This is a genomic window from Parahaliea aestuarii (assembly GCF_008064635.1).
In the GTDB taxonomy this organism is placed as follows: Bacteria; Pseudomonadota; Gammaproteobacteria; order Pseudomonadales; family Halieaceae; genus Parahaliea; species Parahaliea aestuarii.
Window position 1 is genome coordinate 166,783 of record NZ_VRYZ01000002.1, and the last position, 15,763, is coordinate 182,545.

Annotated in this window: 18 protein-coding genes; 15 read left to right on the forward strand and 3 right to left on the reverse strand. The window is 62.9% G+C overall.

Features of this window, described 5'->3' with window-relative positions; genetic code table 11:
• Window positions 1-26: 26 nt before the first annotated feature.
• From FVW59_RS05070 to FVW59_RS05095, 6 genes are all read left to right on the forward strand, one after another.
• Window positions 27-437 (forward strand): DUF1330 domain-containing protein, encoded by a 411-nt coding sequence (locus FVW59_RS05070; RefSeq protein WP_148063156.1) that lies wholly within the window; start codon window positions 27-29, stop codon window positions 435-437.
• Between the two features lie 87 nt (window positions 438-524).
• Window positions 525-848, forward strand: coding sequence for a cupin domain-containing protein (locus FVW59_RS05075; protein WP_148063157.1), 324 nt, complete (start codon window positions 525-527; stop codon window positions 846-848).
• Between the two features lie 17 nt (window positions 849-865).
• On the forward strand, window positions 866-1,420 hold the full coding sequence (locus FVW59_RS05080; protein WP_148063158.1) for a cysteine hydrolase family protein: 555 nt from the start codon (window positions 866-868) through the stop codon (window positions 1,418-1,420).
• 43 nt (window positions 1,421-1,463) lie between these two features.
• Window positions 1,464-2,249: a PhzF family phenazine biosynthesis protein gene (locus tag FVW59_RS05085; RefSeq protein WP_148063159.1), complete on the forward strand. Its 786-nt coding sequence runs from the start codon at window positions 1,464-1,466 to the stop codon at window positions 2,247-2,249.
• 93 nt (window positions 2,250-2,342) lie between these two features.
• On the forward strand, window positions 2,343-2,984 hold the full coding sequence (tmpT, locus tag FVW59_RS05090; protein WP_148063160.1) for a thiopurine S-methyltransferase: 642 nt from the start codon (window positions 2,343-2,345) through the stop codon (window positions 2,982-2,984).
• Window positions 2,985-3,037: 53 nt separating this feature from the next.
• Window positions 3,038-4,120, forward strand: coding sequence for an endonuclease/exonuclease/phosphatase family protein (locus tag FVW59_RS05095; protein WP_148063161.1), 1,083 nt, complete (start codon window positions 3,038-3,040; stop codon window positions 4,118-4,120).
• An 18-nt stretch (window positions 4,121-4,138) separates the two neighbouring features.
• On the opposite strand, the gene FVW59_RS05100 is transcribed toward FVW59_RS05095, so the two are convergent.
• A complete protein-coding gene (locus FVW59_RS05100) occupies window positions 4,139-5,449 on the reverse strand; it encodes an aminotransferase class V-fold PLP-dependent enzyme (protein ID WP_148063162.1) in 1,311 nt (436 codons plus the stop codon).
• Between the two features lie 146 nt (window positions 5,450-5,595).
• On the opposite strand from FVW59_RS05100, the gene map reads away from it, so the two are divergent.
• The 9 genes from map to FVW59_RS05145 all read left to right on the forward strand — a co-directional run bounded on the left by map (window position 5,596) and on the right by FVW59_RS05145 (window position 12,523).
• Window positions 5,596-6,357 carry a type I methionyl aminopeptidase gene (gene map, locus FVW59_RS05105; protein ID WP_148063163.1) on the forward strand — a complete coding sequence of 254 codons (762 nt, stop codon included), beginning with the start codon at window positions 5,596-5,598 and terminating at the stop codon, window positions 6,355-6,357.
• Between the two features lie 78 nt (window positions 6,358-6,435).
• Window positions 6,436-7,023, forward strand: a complete 588-nt coding sequence (locus tag FVW59_RS05110) for a hypothetical protein (protein ID WP_148063164.1) — start codon at window positions 6,436-6,438, stop codon at window positions 7,021-7,023.
• Window positions 7,020-8,207: a hypothetical protein gene (locus FVW59_RS05115; RefSeq protein ID WP_187275770.1), complete on the forward strand. Its 1,188-nt coding sequence runs from the start codon at window positions 7,020-7,022 to the stop codon at window positions 8,205-8,207. The genes FVW59_RS05110 and FVW59_RS05115 overlap by 4 nt, the downstream gene beginning before the upstream one ends.
• A gap of 165 nt (window positions 8,208-8,372) precedes the next feature.
• The gene (locus tag FVW59_RS05120) at window positions 8,373-8,756 is read left to right on the forward strand and encodes a helix-turn-helix domain-containing protein (RefSeq protein ID WP_222711432.1); all 384 of its coding nucleotides are present in this window, start codon (window positions 8,373-8,375) and stop codon (window positions 8,754-8,756) included.
• Entirely contained in the window at window positions 8,753-10,060 is a 1,308-nt protein-coding gene (locus tag FVW59_RS05125) for a type II toxin-antitoxin system HipA family toxin (RefSeq protein WP_148063165.1), read from the forward strand. The genes FVW59_RS05120 and FVW59_RS05125 overlap by 4 nt, the downstream gene beginning before the upstream one ends.
• A gap of 80 nt (window positions 10,061-10,140) precedes the next feature.
• The gene (locus FVW59_RS05130) at window positions 10,141-10,386 is read left to right on the forward strand and encodes a DUF2164 domain-containing protein (protein ID WP_148063166.1); all 246 of its coding nucleotides are present in this window, start codon (window positions 10,141-10,143) and stop codon (window positions 10,384-10,386) included.
• Window positions 10,387-10,411: 25 nt separating this feature from the next.
• Complete coding sequence (locus tag FVW59_RS05135) at window positions 10,412-10,753, forward strand: zinc ribbon domain-containing protein YjdM (protein ID WP_148063167.1); 342 nt, start codon at window positions 10,412-10,414, stop codon at window positions 10,751-10,753.
• Between the two features lie 36 nt (window positions 10,754-10,789).
• A complete protein-coding gene (locus tag FVW59_RS05140) occupies window positions 10,790-11,836 on the forward strand; it encodes an NAD(P)H-dependent flavin oxidoreductase (protein ID WP_148063168.1) in 1,047 nt (348 codons plus the stop codon).
• Between the two features lie 114 nt (window positions 11,837-11,950).
• Window positions 11,951-12,523 (forward strand): hypothetical protein, encoded by a 573-nt coding sequence (locus FVW59_RS05145; RefSeq protein WP_246139638.1) that lies wholly within the window; start codon window positions 11,951-11,953, stop codon window positions 12,521-12,523.
• A gap of 56 nt (window positions 12,524-12,579) precedes the next feature.
• On the opposite strand, the gene FVW59_RS05150 is transcribed toward FVW59_RS05145, so the two are convergent.
• Both FVW59_RS05150 and FVW59_RS05155 read right to left on the reverse strand, forming a co-directional pair.
• Entirely contained in the window at window positions 12,580-14,391 is a 1,812-nt protein-coding gene (locus FVW59_RS05150; protein WP_148063169.1) for a DEAD/DEAH box helicase, read from the reverse strand.
• A 179-nt stretch (window positions 14,392-14,570) separates the two neighbouring features.
• Window positions 14,571-15,587 (reverse strand): aldo/keto reductase, encoded by a 1,017-nt coding sequence (locus FVW59_RS05155; protein WP_148063170.1) that lies wholly within the window; start codon window positions 15,585-15,587, stop codon window positions 14,571-14,573.
• Window positions 15,588-15,763: the final 176 nt, after the last annotated feature.

A 15,763-nucleotide genomic window follows, 5' to 3' on the forward strand; every position in this document is an offset into this window, starting at 1 on the left:
CCAGATATATAGGGAGATAGTGTTCCATGCAAAATGTACTACAACCCACCGGCGACCAGGTTCGCGCATTTCGGGATCGCCAGACCGGTGATCCAATAGCCATGCTGAACCTCCTTAAATTCAAGGAGAAGGCAGTCTATGAGGACGGCAGGGCAACGGATCTCTCCGGGCGCGAGGCTTACGGTCTGTATGGCCAGGCTTTCAAGGAAATCATGTCGCCAAAGGGCGTGAAGATCCTCTATTCGGGCGATGTGCGCGGTGCATTGATCGGTATGGGCGACGACCTCTGGGATGCCGTGGCGATCATCCAGTACCCTTCAACCCAGGTCATGCTGGACATGCTGAGGAACGAGGAATATCAACTGGCGCAGCAACATCGAGCGGCAGGCCTCGAGGGACAACTGCTGATTGAATGCGGCGCAGATTTCCAGTTTTAATGGATATGACAACACTGCCCTCAACCGATATGCCCTGTTGGTCTCCGCGATACCTGCCCAGACAAATCCTGTCTCCCGGACTCAATAGTGCATCGAAGCGCTAACTTGCTCAGTGCCCTGCCCGATGATCTCGCCACCGAGATTTTTCAGGACATTGTGAGTGCTGCCACCGTACGGATTGAGCGCATTGTCTCAAAGGGCCACACCTCGCCCGGCAGCGGCTGGTACGATCAGGATGAACATGAATGGGTCATGGTGGTGGAAGGCAGGGCAACACTCGCCTTCGAGGACGGCTCGACCTGCGATTTGTCAGCCGGCGATTACGTGAACATCCCCGCCCACGTTAAACACCGGGTCGCCTGGACAGACCCGGATCAAATCACTGTCTGGCTGGCGGTGTTCTACCAGTAGGTCTGGAGCTGAAAGGCATGAACAGCGAACCCATAGCCCTTATCGTTATCGACATGCAGCGCGGCATGGCAACGCCTGAAGCCGGTGAGCGCAATAACCCCGATGCTGAAGAAAATATCCTAAAGCTCCTTGCGGCCTGGCGTGGCGCTGGCTGGCCGGTGGTGTCAGTCCGCCATATTTCGCGGACCGAGGGCTCCCCTTTCTGGCCCGGCCAGCCGGGCGCAGAATTCCAGCCCGCCCTGGCGCCACTGGACAGCGAGCATGTGGTAGACAAACACGTACCGGACGCCTTTATCCACAGCGGCCTGGAGCGCTGGCTGCACGTTCGCGGCATTCACCGCGTGGTGATCGTGGGGGTCAGTACCAGCAACTCTGTCGAATCCACTGCCCGCACCGCGGGCAACCTGGGCTTCAATACCATCGTGGTGTCCGATGCGACTTTTACCTTCGCCCGGCAGGATTATGCGGGGGCCTGGCGCTCGGCGGACGAGGTACACGCCATGTCGCTCGCCAACCTGGATGGCGAATACGCGTCCATCATGTGCACCGGGGATGCAATCAACCTGCTGTAACAGCAGTGCAGGATATTGGCTTTCACAACACGGGCAAACAATCATGAAGCTCAAACAATACCAGGTAGACGCCTTTGCAACGCGCGCCTTCGAGGGCAACCCGGCCGCCGTTTGCCCGCTGCAAAGCTGGCTGGAGGACGACCTGCTGCAGGCAATTGCGGAAGAGAACAACCTGTCGGAGACGGCATTCTTCGTACCCAGTGAGAAGGGGTTCCATCTCAGATGGTTTACCCCCGCTGCCGAGGTGGACCTCTGCGGCCACGCCACATTGGCGGCCGCGCACATCATTTTTAACGTTCTGGGCTACCGGGAGCCAGTGATTACCTTCGAAACCCGCAGCGGTGACCTGCTGGTCAGAAAGCAGGGCGACTTCCTGCAAATGGATTTCCCTGCCCTGCCCCTGAGCGTAACGGATACACCTGACCAGCTGACAAAAGCGCTGGGAGCGCCACCCTCGGAAGTCTGGGCCGGTGATGATTACCTGGCGGTGTTCGACAGCGAAGACGCTATACGCGCTATCAATCCGGATATGGGATTGCTCAGCCTGCTGGACTTGCGCGGTGTGATCGTGACTGCCCCTGGCTCGGATGTGGATTTTGTCAGCCGCTTCTTTGCCCCCCGGCTGGGTATTCCCGAAGACCCAGTCACCGGCTCGGCCCACTGCATGCTGGCGCCCTACTGGGCCGGTAAAACCGGCAAAGCATCCTTAAGCGCCAGGCAGCTCTCCAGGCGGGGCGGCCATCTCACCTGTGAAGTCAATGCCGGCCGCGTGGTGCTTACAGGCAGTGCCATCATCTTCATGGCGGGGGAGATTACTTTCGAGCCCTGATCCAGCCGAAAAACGCTTGACCTAAAGTCCACTTTAACCTGCATGCTAGTCCAGAACCCCGGTCACTACGATCACAACCCAAGGAGCATGTAGATGGATCCCGAATTCTGGCACCACAAATGGCAAGAGAACGACATCGCCTTTCACGAGGGAAAACCCAACCCGCTGTTGCAGGCTCACTTTCAACAACTGGGCATTCCCTACGGCGGACGCGTTTTCCTGCCCCTGTGCGGCAAGACCCGGGATATCGCCTGGCTGCTGGCGCAGGGCTACCAGGTGACGGGCGCGGAACTGAGTGAGCTGGCGATTTCCCAACTGTTCAGCGAACTCGGCCTGGTCCCCGAGGTTCGACAGCGCGGCAAGCTCACCCGCTACAGCGCGCATCATCTCGACATTCTGGTGGGTGACTTCTTCGACATCGATCGCGACGACCTGGGCCCGGTGCAGGCGGTTTACGACCGTGCGGCCCTGGTGGCCCTGCCGGCGGAGACCCGGCAGCGCTATACAGCCCACCTCGTAGAGATCGTTGACGCCGCCCCGCAGCTGCTGATTGCCTTCGACTATGACCAGGCGCAGATGGATGGCCCGCCCTTCTCGGTGGACAAGGCCGAGGTGCACCGCCACTATGGTGCCCTCTACCGACTACATGAGGTGGCCCGCCAGGCCGTGCCAGGCGGCCTGAAAGGCAAGGCCGAGGCGCTGGAGTCAGCCTGGCTGCTTGAGCGCGTCGATTAACAGGCTAAGGAGCGCAATTTGAATCATCGCGGGCAATGGCAGGGACGCGGCTGATGCTGCCAGCAGTCATCCTGGCCTCCCTCCTGGTGGCCCTGGCCACTGCGCTGCCGCTGTCGCGCAATCCGCACTGGCTGATTCGCGGCCTGGACTTCCCGCGGTTCCAGCTGGCGGTGCTGGCCGCGCTGGTGCTGCTGGCACAGTGGCTTCTGCTGGACTACAGCCACGCCTGGGCCTGGGGGCTAAGCGCGGCCGTTCTGGTTTGCCTTTGCTGGCAATTGTCCTGGATTCTTCCCTACACGCGCCTGTGGCGGAAGGAAGTCCGCGCCGCCTCCAGTGCCGACGCCGATCGCTGCCTCAGCATTCTCACCGCCAATGTGCTCACCCCCAACCGCCAGGCACACAAGCTTGTTGCGCTGGTGGAGCAGCACCAGCCGGACATTCTGGTCACGCTGGAATCGGACCAGTGGTGGGAGGATCAACTCGCCTGCCTTGAACTGACAATGCCGCACACCATCAAGTGCCCGCTGGACAACCTCTACGGCATGCACGTGTATTCGCGCCTGCCGCTGGATGAAACCTACATCGACTTCCTGGTTGAGGATGACGTGCCCTCGATGCACACGCGGGTCAGATTGCGCTCGGGCGACTGGGTGCGCGCCCACTTCCTCCACCCTGCCCCGCCGAGCCCGACAGAAAACCCGGAGTCGGCGGAGCGGGATGCGGAGCTGGTCGTGGTGGCCCGCAGCATCGCCGACAGCGATCAGCCGCTGATTGTCACCGGCGATCTCAACGACGTGGCCTGGTCGCGCACGACGCGGCTGTTCCGGAAGATCAGCGGTCTGCTGGACCCGCGGGTGGGCCGCGGCATGTTCAATACCTTCCACGCCCGCTACCCGCTGCTGCGCTGGCCGCTGGACCACCTGTTCCACAGCCAGCACTTCACCGTGGCCAATATCCGCCGCATGCCCGCCATCGGCTCGGACCACTTTCCGCTGTATTCCCGCCTCGTCTTCTCGCCGCTAAAAGGGCGGGCACAGAACGGGCTGGAAAGCGACGCGACGGACCAGGCCCTGGCGGACGCACTCAAGGACGGCCAGGCGGTCAGCAGGGCCGATGTGCCCACTCCCGGTGAATGACCTGCCAAGCGATAAGGGTCAGGCCAGCTCGCGAATAGCGGCCAGGGCCTGCTCGATATCCTGCTCACTGTTGAGCAGGCTGGGGGCAAAACGCGAATAGACCTCCCGATAGGGCGTGCTGCTCATGATAATGCCCTTGTCGTGCAGGCGTTTGACCACGGTGTCTGCGTGCATACCCTCCACATCGAAACACACCAGGCCGGACGAGAGGTCCGGGCTCATCGGCGTGTACAGCTTGACGTGCGACATGGCCGCCAGCCCTTCCTTGGTCTGGGTGTTCAATTGGTGGATGCGCGACTGCACCTTCGCCTTGTCCAGTTGCAGGTGCAGCTCGAAGGCTTTGGGTAGCGACCAGCGGTGCTCGAAGGCGTGGAAGCCGCCGGGGGTCATGTACTCCCCCGTCGGGGCTGTCCCTTCCGGAGCCAGGCCCATCCAGGTGTCATAGCTGGCACTGAAGCTCGGGATAACGGGCTTGCACTGCTGCCAGCCGCGATCACTGCCCCAGATCACCCCGGTGCCGCGCGGGCCGAACATCCACTTGTGGGTGCCGGCCATGAAAAAGTCACAACCCAGCTGGCTGATGTCCTCATTCTCGATACCAAAGCCGTGTACGCCGTCCACACAGAAGAGAATGCGGCGCTCCTCGCTGCGCTTGCTGTTGATTGTCTCCAGCGCGTCGGCAATGGCGCGAATCGGCAACTTGACGCCGGTTACCGAGTGCACCCAGGTCATGGCCACCACACGGGTCCTGTCGCTGATGGCGGACCTAATGCGCTCAACGCAATCTTTCACCGTTATTGCCGCCGGGTCTTCATACAATACGATTTTGCGAACCCTGGCGCCGGTGCGCTGGGCCCGGTACTCGATCGACATGTCCGTCGAATAATGATCGTGAACGCTGTGCAGGACTTCATCGCCCGGCGCCAGGTCGAGGCCGCTGTAGACCATTGCCAGCCCCATGGTGGTGCTGTCGGTCAGCGCGATATTTTTGGCGGCACCCCCCATGTACGCGGCGGCAGACTGGCAGATTTCACGGTCAATGGTCTGGAAATGGGCGTGCCAGTAGTCGGCGGGGTTTTCGTCAAAGGCCCTGCGATGAGCTTCAATGGCCTCCGACACCGGGCGCGGATGGGAGGCCAGCAGGAAGGTGGCTAGCTGGACGTAGTCCCGGGTGAGAGGAAACAGATCCCGTAACGCGACCCAGTCGCCAGCCGCGATGGGCGGCGAAGCGCCCGGTGCTGCACCTTCTGCCACGCCCGCCGAAGTTCCAACCAGCGTGCCGGCGCCCAGTATCAGCCCGGCGCCCCCCAGAAATTGACGTCTTTTCATTGTTATCGTCTCCAGATGAGCCTGCTCACACTATAGACCACCACCGTGGCGGCGCCGCTGCCCCATGCGCACCGACGGCCGGACGCACTCCGGTAAACTCGCTATACTCGCAAGCAGGGCAGGCGCCATGACATTGAGATCTTTCCATGACAGTAGAAAACCAGCAGGACATCGACGGCATCCTGAACGCCGGGCGCATCGTGGCGGATGTGCGCGACGCCATGCTGGAAGCGATCGAGCCAGGCATGACCACGGCCGAGCTGGACCAGTTGGGCGCGGCGCTGCTGGAGCGATCCGGCGCGGTATCCGCTCCCCGCGCCACCTACAATTTTCCGGGAACCACCTGCATCAGCGTCAATGAAGAGGCCGCGCACGGTATTCCCGGGCCGCGCGTGATGCGGGCCGGCGATATCGTCAATGTCGATGTGTCCGCCGAGTTCGAGGGCTACTTTGCCGATACCGGCGGCACCGTCGTGGTGCCCCCCGCCAGCGCGCTCAAAGTACGCCTGTGTCACGCCACCCAGGTGGCACTGAAGCGCGCCCTGGCAGAGGCCCGCGCTGGCGCTCCCATCAACGCCATCGGCAGGGCCATTCAACGCACCGCAAAATCGCACGGCTTCAAGACCATCAGGAATCTCGCCGGCCACGGTATCGGCCGCAGCCTGCACGAAGCGCCGGAAGACATCGTCAGCTACTTTGACCGCCGCGATACCCGGCGCCTGCGCGAAGGCCAGGTCATCGCCATCGAGCCCTTCCTGTCGACCCGGAGCACGCTGGTGGATGAGGCCGACGATGGCTGGACCCTGGTCGGCCACCCCGCCAACCTCTCTGCACAGTTCGAACACACATTGATTGTCACCAGAGGCGCGCCCATCGTCGCCACGCTGTCCCGATCCGCCGCCCGTTAGGCGTTTGACGGTACAGTACTGCCTGCGTTGCCAGGTATCGTCAAACCGAGTCGGCAAGTCAACCGGGAGAATGCAACAATGAAAGCGTTTCTTCGCGAAAACCCCGCCATCGGCTTTGGCCTGGGCCTGCCGCTGTTGCTGGCAATCGTCTTTCTTGTGATCTCCGGGATACCCGCGCTGTTTGTCGATCCGCCCAAATACGATGTGATCTACGCGACCGGGTATCACAGTTACCAGGAGGGCGTACAGGTTGCCGTTGTGGGCGGGCAGGTGCAGGTCACCTTGCGCGGCGCATCGCAGTCCAATTTGCAGGTACCACGCTTGTGGCGCTATTTCGCGGCCAGCGGTGCAGTACAGGAAATTGCCATCACCCTGCCCCCGAACCTGCCCACCGAAGTTGCCGCCACACTTGCCGCCATCCCCATCGAGGTCGCTGACCTGGAAGGCCTGAGCGTCGACCCCGCCAGTATCGCGCCGGACGGCTACGAGTTCCGCAGCGGTGGCGACCGGTCTTCCGGCAACATCGTTGGCGAACTGCTGGTTTCCTCGCGATACCGCCATCACGCGCAGCTGGTAAAGGACGGGCGCGCCATCCGCCTGCCGAATACGGGCAATGCCTACTACAACCAGCAAACCCGGCTGATCGGCTGGGTGATCGAACCGTGATTGCACTGCTGCTTCTACTGCTCATCCTGCTGCTGATCGGCGGCGGCATATGGGCCTGGCCTTTGCTCGCAGCCGCACTCGGCCTGTCCTCCGTCACCGACAAGGCGGGTGCACTGAGGCATATCGGGCAGCTGATGCGCACCTACGACATATCACCTGCCGAGGTCGAAACCGCGCACAGGGCAGCGCTCGGCGCCGGTAACCTGCCCGGCAAGCGCAGCAGGGGTGAAATCGCCAGAACGCTGTTTACCTATCTCGGTGCAATTTTCATTGTCGCGGGCGTCGGCACCTATCTCGGCAGCTTCTGGGACGCCATGGGCAGCATCATGCGGGTACTGGTGACCCTCGGCACCGGCTACGTACTGCTGATGGTGCTGCTTGCAGCGCTGCACCGCGACCGCTATCCCGGGCTGATACTGCCTCTGACCCTCGCCAGTGCCGTAATAACGACCTGCGGCTGGTACGTGTTTCTCGATGAGTTACTGCCACAGAGCGATGACTGGCGCGGAGCGACACTCTTCGTCTGCGGGGTCATGGCAATACAGCAGTGCGTACTGCTGGCAAAGTACGGCCGCACGGTGCTGGCCTTCACCACTCTGCTCTATCTATACGGGTTCATGCAGGTTGGGCTCGACAAGCTCGGTATCGATATCGCCTACATTGCCATTGTCCTTGGCGCCTCGCTGTTTCTGATCGCTACAGCCCTGGAGAAAACAGCCCACCGCATACTCGCGGAGCCCGCCCTGTTGATCGGTCTCTGCTGGCTGAACAGCGGCCTTTTCGACCGCATTGCAGTAGCCACCGCCAGTCACTGGGCCGCCTTGCTGGTAGGCGTAAGCGTTATGCTGGCGGCATACGGGCTGTCCGGCCGCTACCCGCGGCTGACGGCACTGGGATACTTCGTGGGCTCGGTGATGGCCTATGCCGGCTTATTCGACCTCGTTGAGGGCACCCCGGTGGAGCTCGTCTATCTGGCGGTGACAGCGGCGGCACTTTATGGCTGCGTGGCACTGGAAAGCCGGGCCCTGTTGTTGACCACGGTAATCGCGATGCTGGGCTTTATCGGATATTTTTCCGCCGAGCACTTTGCCGACTCCCTGGGTTGGCCGGTCACCCTGATGCTCATGGGTTGCGCATTCCTGGGCGTGGGCGCTCTCGCCCTGCGGGTGAAGCGGCGTATATGACGCAACGGAGGCGCTGAAATTCGGGATGGCAGGCCTACACATTTTTAATTCGTATATTTTTACGATTTAAGTATTTTTTAGCCGATATATCGTCAATTTAGGCGAATAATTTCGACCAATTCGATAAATCGTCTATACTGACGACAAACTTTCCTGCAGGACGATATGTCGTCAGACTTTACGATGATGCAGATAACTTCACTCCTCACCGACGAAGCGGTACTCGCCGAGCTGGGCCAACGCCTGGCGGCCCGCCGCGTCGACCTGCAACTGACCCAGTCCCAGGTTGCCGAACAGGCCGGCATCGCCAAGCGCACGCTCGAGCGCATGGAAGCGGGCCACTCCTCCCAGGTTTCCAACCTGATCCGCGTGCTGCGCGTGCTGGACGCCATGGCGGGGCTGGACAACCTGGTTCCAGCGCCTGGCCCCCGCCCGATGGAGCTGCTCGAACGCAAAGGCAGGCGCCGCCAGCGCGCCAGTGGCAAACGCAGCAGCAAGGCGGCAGACAGCACGCCAAAGGAAGGCTGGCAATGGGGGGATGACGCGTGACAAGCGTGGCGGAGGTGCGGCTCTGGGGCCGCACCATCGGCGCCGTGTCGCTGGCCGAGGGTGAAACCGTTGCGTCCTTTGAATACGCGCCGGCGTTTGTCGGCAGCGGCATCGAAATCGCCCCCGTCACCATGCCCCTGTCGCGCCGCGTATTCCGCTTCCCCGACCTGGCCATGGAGACCTTCCGCGGCCTGCCGGGCCTGCTGGCGGACTCCCTGCCGGACAAGTTCGGCAACGCGCTGATCGATGCCTGGCTGGCAAGCCAGGGCCGGCGCGGCGACAGCTTCAACGCCGTGGAGCGCCTGTGCTACACCGGCAATCGCGGCATGGGCGCGCTGGAGTTTGCGCCCGCCACAGGCCCGGTACCGCGCCGGGCGGTGCAGGTCGAAGTCGACCGGCTGGTGGAACTGGCCTCCGACGTCCTCTCCCACCGCCACACCCTGCGGGGCTCGCTGGCGGATGCCGACAGAAGCGATGCGCTGCGCGACATTCTGCGCGTGGGTACCTCGGCGGGCGGCGCCCGCGCCAAGGCGGTCATCGCCTGGCACCCGCAGAGCAACGAGGTGCGCTCCGGGCAGGTGGCCGCCGGCGAAGGCTTCGAGTACTGGCTGCTGAAATTCGACGGGGTCAGCGGCAATCGCGACAAGGAACTGGAAGATCCCAAGGGCTACGGGCTTATCGAATACGCCTATTACCTGATGGCGCGGGACTGCGGTATCGACATGACGCCCTGCCGCCTGCTCGAGGAAAACGGCCGGCAGCATTTCATGACCCGGCGCTTCGACCGGCTCGCGGGCGGCGAGAAACTGCACATGCAATCGCTCTGTGCCATCGCCCACTACGACTTCAACATGGCCGGTGCCTACAGCTACGAGCAGGCCCTGCTGGTGATGCGCCAGCTGGGCTTGCCAATGGCACAGATCGAGCAGCAGTTCCTGCGCATGGCCTTCAATATCGTTGCCCGCAACCAGGATGACCATGTAAAAAACATCGCCTTCCTGATGAACAAGGCGGGTGAATGGTCCCTTTCCCCCGCCTTCGACGTGACCTACAGTTTCAACCCCGCGGGCGCCTGGACCGCCACCCACCAGATGTCCATGAACGGGAAGCGCGAGCACTTCACCCTGGAGGACTTCCGGGCCTGCGCGAAGGCCGCGTCGATGAAGCGCGGCCGCGCCACCGCCATTCTGGAACAGGTGCAGCAGACGGTGGCGCGCTGGCCCGATTACGCGGCAACCGCCGGCGTACCGGCCAGCGTAAGTAGTGCGATAGAGCAAACCCTGCTCACCCGGCCATTCCGCTAGACGCTGCAGCGATCGCCCGGTGCAGTAAACTGACGCGGCGCACCCTCGCCCACAACACACCCAGACAAGACGTATCAGCCATGACCGACATTACCCTCAGCGACGAGCAGAAATCCCGCCTGGTCGCCCGCCTCAAAACCTACTTCAACGACGAACTGGATCAGGACATTGGCGCCTTTGAAGCGGAGTTCCTGATCGACTTTATCGCCGCAGAAGTGGGGCCAGCCATTTACAATCAGGGTCTCGCCGACGCCCAGCAACTGTTCCGCGAAAAAACCGAGGAACTCGGCTACCAGATTCACGAGCTGGAAAAACCCCTGCCCTGAAGGCAGCCTGCAAAAGGACAACACCATGAGCGAATCACCTCCCTGCCCCGCCTGCCAGGGCACCTACGCCTACCAGGACCGGGATCACTGGGTTTGCCCGGAGTGCGGCCACGAATGGTCCGGCGACGGCGGCGCGGAAGCCGCCGATGACGGACTGGTCGTACTGGATGCCAACGGCAATCCCCTGGCCGATGGCGATACCGTCACCGTCATCAAGGACCTGAAAGTGAAAGGCTCTTCTGCCGTGGTCAAGGTGGGCACCAAGGTAAAAAATGTGCGCCTGGTCGAGGGCGACCACAACCTGGACTGCAAGATAGACGGCATCGGCGCCATGAAGCTGAAATCGGAGTTTGTAAAGAAGGCCTGAGGCCGCAATGCCGCCAGCCTCTGGAGTTATCGAACTGTGACAAAACCGCACTTACCGAACATCACCGGCACTGAACTGCCCGTCATTCAGGCGCCGATGGCCGGCGTACAGGACAGCGCCCTGGCTATCGCGGTATCGCAGGCGGGAGGCCTCGGCTCCCTGCCCTGCGCCATGCTGAACGCGCAGACCCTGCGGGCGGAGCTTGCCCGGATTCGTTCGCAGACCGACCGGCCTTTCAACGTGAACTGCTTCTGTCACAGTACACCACCCCCCAACGAGGCGCGTGAGGCCGCGTGGCGAGCGCTCCTATCCCCCTATTTCGAGGCCTTCGGTATCGACCCCGGTACTATTGTCAGCGGGGCGGGGCGCGCGCCCTTCAGCGCCGACACCGCGGCGATAATGGAGGAGTTCCGGCCGCCCGTGGTGAGTTTCCACTTCGGCCTGCCGCAGCCGGCATTACTGGAGAAGGTGAAAAGCTGGGGCGCCACCGTCATTTCCTCGGCAACCACCGTTGAAGAGGCCCTGTGGCTGGAGGCCCACGGCGCGGACGGGATTATCGCCCAGGGGCTGGAAGCAGGAGGCCACCGCGGGCATTTTCTGGCAGCGGATATCCAGCAACAGATGGGAACCTTTGCCCTGCTGCCGCAAGTTGTCGCCGCGGTTCGCGTACCGGTCATCGCCGCTGGCGGTATTGTCGACCGCCAGGGCGTCGTCGCGGCGCTGGCACTGGGGGCTTCGGCGGTGCAGGTGGGCACCGCCTACCTGCTCTGTCCCGAGGCCACCACCAGCGCAGTCCATCGCGCGATACTGCGCAGTGACGCAGCCCGTCACACGGCCCTGACCAACCTGTTCTCCGGCGGTATCGCCCGCGGCATTGTCAATCGCCTGATGCGCGAGCTGGGCCCGCTGAATCCGGCCGCGCCGGACTTCCCCCGCGCCAGCGGTGCCCTGGCGCCCTTGCGCGCGGCGGCCGAGGCGCAACACAGCGGCGACTTTTCGCCCCTGTGGGCGGGCCAGAATACCAGCGCCTGCAGGGCAATCGCGGCGGCAGCATTGACACGGGAACTGGGCGGCGCCGATTAAACCGCCACCAGGACCGTATCCAGCCACTCCCCGAAGTGATCCGTTTTGCGCGATACTGCGTAAGCAGACGGCTACAATAAATCAAAGCCCCCAACTCCGGCGACAAGGATTCCCATGACTTTGCAACGACCCAGACTTTCTCGCGCCAGCGTCCTGCTCACCGCCACCCTGCTCACCAGCGGCAGCGTCGCGGAGGACGCCGTCACCGCAGACACCTTCAGCTGCATCCGGGACATGACGCCGGTGCGCGGCTTTTTCGTGGACAATATCAAGGGCGATCTCGAGGCGACACTGGCGGCCGCCAACGCCGCCGAGGGCAAACCCTACCCCGCCGGCTCAGTGGTACAACTGGTGCCGACCGAGGTCATGGTGAAGCGCGAGGCCGGTTTCAGCCCCGTCACCAACGACTGGGAATTTATCGAGCTGGACGTGTCGGCAGAGGGGTCAAGCATTCGCGCCCGCGGCTTTGCCGATGTGGTGAACCGCTTCGGCGGCAACTGCCTGGCCTGCCACGTCAAGGCAGAGCCGCAGTGGGACATGATCTGCGAACAGAACCACGGCTGCGACCCGATTCCGCTGACGCCGGTGATGATCAAGGCGATCCAGAAGACCGACCCGCGCTGCGAGCCGACACCCCTGAGTGACGAGGAAAAAGCGGCGTTGCAGGCGCTTTCGGCTTTGCGTTAGATCCTGGCGTTAGAATCCGCCTGCCCGGCGCCTCGGCGCCGAACAGGCAGCAGTGACTACTTCTTGGCGGGACGCTCGCGGGGTTTGCTTTTGGGCTTGCCCTTGCCAGCGGGACGTGGGCCGCTGCCGTCCAGGCGACTGATCTGCAGTCGCTGGCCACTCACCCACACTTTTTTCAGATGCTGGAACAGTTCCTTTGGCATGCCCTCCGGCAGGTCGACGGTGCTGTGATCATCGTAGATAGCGATTTGGCCGATGTACTGGCTGTCGATTTCCGCTTCGTTGGCGATGGCGCCAACGATATTGCCCGGCTTCACGCCGTGGTTGTGGCCGACTTCGATCCGGAAACGCTCCAGTCCGACATCGGGGCTGCCGCGCTCGGTCGGCGCCTTTTTCCGCTCGCGCGGCTTGTCGTCGGCATCCCGTTCCCGGGTGCGCCGGGGCCGGTCTGCGAACGCTGCATCCCGCTCCGCGCGCGCGGGCCTGTCAGATCTCTCGGATCTCGCGGGTCTGTCTGACCACTCAGCCTTTTCAGCTTTATCGGCCTTGCCGGCCGATGCCGCCTTCTCGCCCTGTACCAGCAGCGCCAGTGCCGCGGCGATGTCGATCACCGGCACGCCGTGTTCCTGCTGATAAAGGCTCACCTGCTCGCGCATGGCTTCGATGTCACGACTGGCGAGCACCTCGGTAATGCGGGCGCGGAAACGCTCGGCGCGTTTGTCAGCGACCTGCTCGACACTCGGCAGCTCCATCTTGTCGATGGTCTTGCCGGTGGCGCGCTCGATGGCCTTCAGCAGGCGCCGTTCGCGGTTGGCCGCGAACAGGATGGCTTCGCCGGTGCGGCCGGCGCGACCGGTGCGCCCGATGCGATGCACGTAGGCTTCCACATCGTAGGGAATGTCGTAGTTGATGACGTGGCTGATGCGCTCCACATCGAGGCCGCGGGCGGCCACGTCGGTCGCCACCAGGATATCCAGTTGGCCGCTCTTCAGCTGTTCAACGGTTTTCTCCCGCTGTTTCTGCGCCACGTCACCGTTGAGGGCGGCGGCCACATAGCCGCGGGCGGCCAGTTTGTCGGCCAGCTCCGTGGTCGCAATACGGGTGCGCACGAAGATGATCACGCCGTCGGTATTCTCGGTTTCCAGGATCCGGGTCAGGGCGTCCAGCTTGTGCACGCCCGCCATCATCCACACCCGCTGGCGGATATTGTCGTTGGTCACCGACTGCATCTCGATGGTGACCTCGGTCGGCTCCTTCAGGTGCGAGCGCGCGATGCGGCGGATGGCATCGGGCATGGTGGCGGAGAACAGGGCAATCTGGCGCTCCGGCGGCGTCTGGGTCAGGACCCACTCAACGTCGTCGATAAAACCCATGCGCAGCATTTCGTCGGCTTCGTCCAGCACCAGCAGCTTCAGCTTATCTAGCTTCAGCGAGCCGCGACGCATGTGGTCCATCACCCGCCCGGGCGTGCCCACAATCACATGCACGCCGCGCTGCAACTGGCGCAGCTGGCCGCGGTAGTCGGAGCCGCCGTACAGCGGCAGAATGCGGAAACCCGGCAGGTAGTGCGCATATTTCTGGAAAGCTTCGGCAACCTGGATGGCCAGTTCCCGCGTCGGCGCCAGCACCAGCACCTGGGGTTCGCTCTGGTTCATATCCAGCTGCGCCAGCGCCGGCAGCGCGAAGGCCGCGGTTTTGCCGGTGCCGGTCTGCGCCTGGCCCACAAGGTCGACACCACTCAGCAGTACGGGAATGGTGCGGGCCTGGATGGCGGAAGGGGTTTCATAGCCAACATCCCGCAACCCCTGTTGCAGGGTTTCGGGTAGGGCGAGGTCTGCGAAGCTGGTCGCATGGGGAGAGGTGGACATGGGTTGAGCCTGGGAGTCGTTGGTGGTGCCGGAGGGCGGCTGTGAAGTATACAGGGGCCGGGCCGCGCTGTAATCCGTAATACTACCCCTGGCAGCCACAATACCGGCGCTCGCCCTCCCCCATCACACTGGCTGGGTACGTCCTGCCCCTGACCGTTGCCCCGGTGGGGAAATTGGCCTCAATGCGATACTTCCGGTGTGTCACCCGCCAGCAGTGAGACCGCCGCTGCCGGGTAGCGGGTGCCCAGTACTTCGAACGACGCCAGTAAGCCGTCCAGGCTAGCCAGGTCATCTGCCGTCAATTGCAGTGACACCGCACCGGCATTTTCCGCCAGCCGTCCCTGACTGCGTGTGCCCGGAATGGCGACCAGTCCCGGGTCGCGTGACAGCAACCAGGCCAGCGCCAGTTGCGCCGGTGTGCAGACCTTGTCCGCAGACAGGGCTTCCACGGCCTCCACCAGTTGCAGGTTGAGGTGAAAGTTCTCCGCCGAGAAGCGGGGGTTGTTCAGTCGCCAGTCATTGGCATCCAGATCCTCCCGGCTGCGAATCGCCCCGGTTAGAAAGCCGCGACCCAGGGGGCTGTAGGCAACAAAGCCAATGCCGAGCTCGCGGCAGGTGGGCAGTATCTCCGTCTCCACATCGCGCGACCACAGTGAATACTCGCTCTGTAGCGCGGTAATGGGGTGCACGGCACTGGCCCGGCGCAGGGTGCGCGCACTTGCCTCCGACAGCCCCAGATAGCGCACCTTGCCGGCTGCGACCAGTTCCGCCATCGCTCCCACGGTTTCCTCGATGGGCACCTGCGGATCGACCCGATGCTGGTAGTAAAGATCGATAGTCTCCACACCCAGGCGTTGCAGGCTGGCGTCGCAGGCGGACTTCACGTATTCCGGCCGGCCGTTGACGCCGAGAAATTCGCCCTGTGCATTGCGCATGTTGGCGAACTTCGTCGCCAGCTGCACCTGCTCCCGGGCTCCCGGATGCTGCTTGAAAAAGCGGCCGAGCAGCTCCTCGTTGGTCCAGGGTCCGTACATGTCCGCCGTGTCCCAGAAGGTGACGCCCAGCTCCAGCGCACTGGCCAGCACGGCCATGTTGGCGCTTTCTTCACTGTCGCCGTAAAAATCCGACATACCCATACAGCCCAGCCCAACCGCCGGGACGGCCAAGCCCTGATTGCCCAGAGTTCTGTTTTGCATGACGTCGCGCTCCTGTGTGAATGACCCGGGAACCAGTATGAAGTGCGCAGGCGGATACCGGTTAGGCCGATCATCCGGGATATTTGCCTATTTCTGCAGAGGCGCCGGGCCGTTGTGGCAGCCACTCAGTCATTCGCCTATTTTTACGGACGCGCCGCGCGCGGTAGACTTTCCTC

Coding starts and splice junctions, on each gene's coding strand:
- FVW59_RS05135 (WP_148063167.1), top strand. CDS start 10,412: ATGAGCGAATCACCTCCCTGCCCCGCCTGCCAGGGCACCTACGCCTAC.
- FVW59_RS05150 (WP_148063169.1), bottom strand. CDS start 14,391: ATGTCCACCTCTCCCCATGCGACCAGCTTCGCAGACCTCGCCCTACCC.
- FVW59_RS05100 (WP_148063162.1), bottom strand. CDS start 5,449: ATGAAAAGACGTCAATTTCTGGGGGGCGCCGGGCTGATACTGGGCGCC.
- tmpT (WP_148063160.1), top strand. CDS start 2,343: ATGGATCCCGAATTCTGGCACCACAAATGGCAAGAGAACGACATCGCC.
- FVW59_RS05110 (WP_148063164.1), top strand. CDS start 6,436: ATGAAAGCGTTTCTTCGCGAAAACCCCGCCATCGGCTTTGGCCTGGGC.
- FVW59_RS05145 (WP_246139638.1), top strand. CDS start 11,951: ATGACTTTGCAACGACCCAGACTTTCTCGCGCCAGCGTCCTGCTCACC.
- FVW59_RS05070 (WP_148063156.1), top strand. CDS start 27: ATGCAAAATGTACTACAACCCACCGGCGACCAGGTTCGCGCATTTCGG.
- FVW59_RS05120 (WP_222711432.1), top strand. CDS start 8,373: ATGTCGTCAGACTTTACGATGATGCAGATAACTTCACTCCTCACCGAC.
- FVW59_RS05080 (WP_148063158.1), top strand. CDS start 866: ATGAACAGCGAACCCATAGCCCTTATCGTTATCGACATGCAGCGCGGC.
- FVW59_RS05095 (WP_148063161.1), top strand. CDS start 3,038: ATGCTGCCAGCAGTCATCCTGGCCTCCCTCCTGGTGGCCCTGGCCACT.
- map (WP_148063163.1), top strand. CDS start 5,596: ATGACAGTAGAAAACCAGCAGGACATCGACGGCATCCTGAACGCCGGG.
- FVW59_RS05085 (WP_148063159.1), top strand. CDS start 1,464: ATGAAGCTCAAACAATACCAGGTAGACGCCTTTGCAACGCGCGCCTTC.
- FVW59_RS05155 (WP_148063170.1), bottom strand. CDS start 15,587: ATGCAAAACAGAACTCTGGGCAATCAGGGCTTGGCCGTCCCGGCGGTT.
- FVW59_RS05130 (WP_148063166.1), top strand. CDS start 10,141: ATGACCGACATTACCCTCAGCGACGAGCAGAAATCCCGCCTGGTCGCC.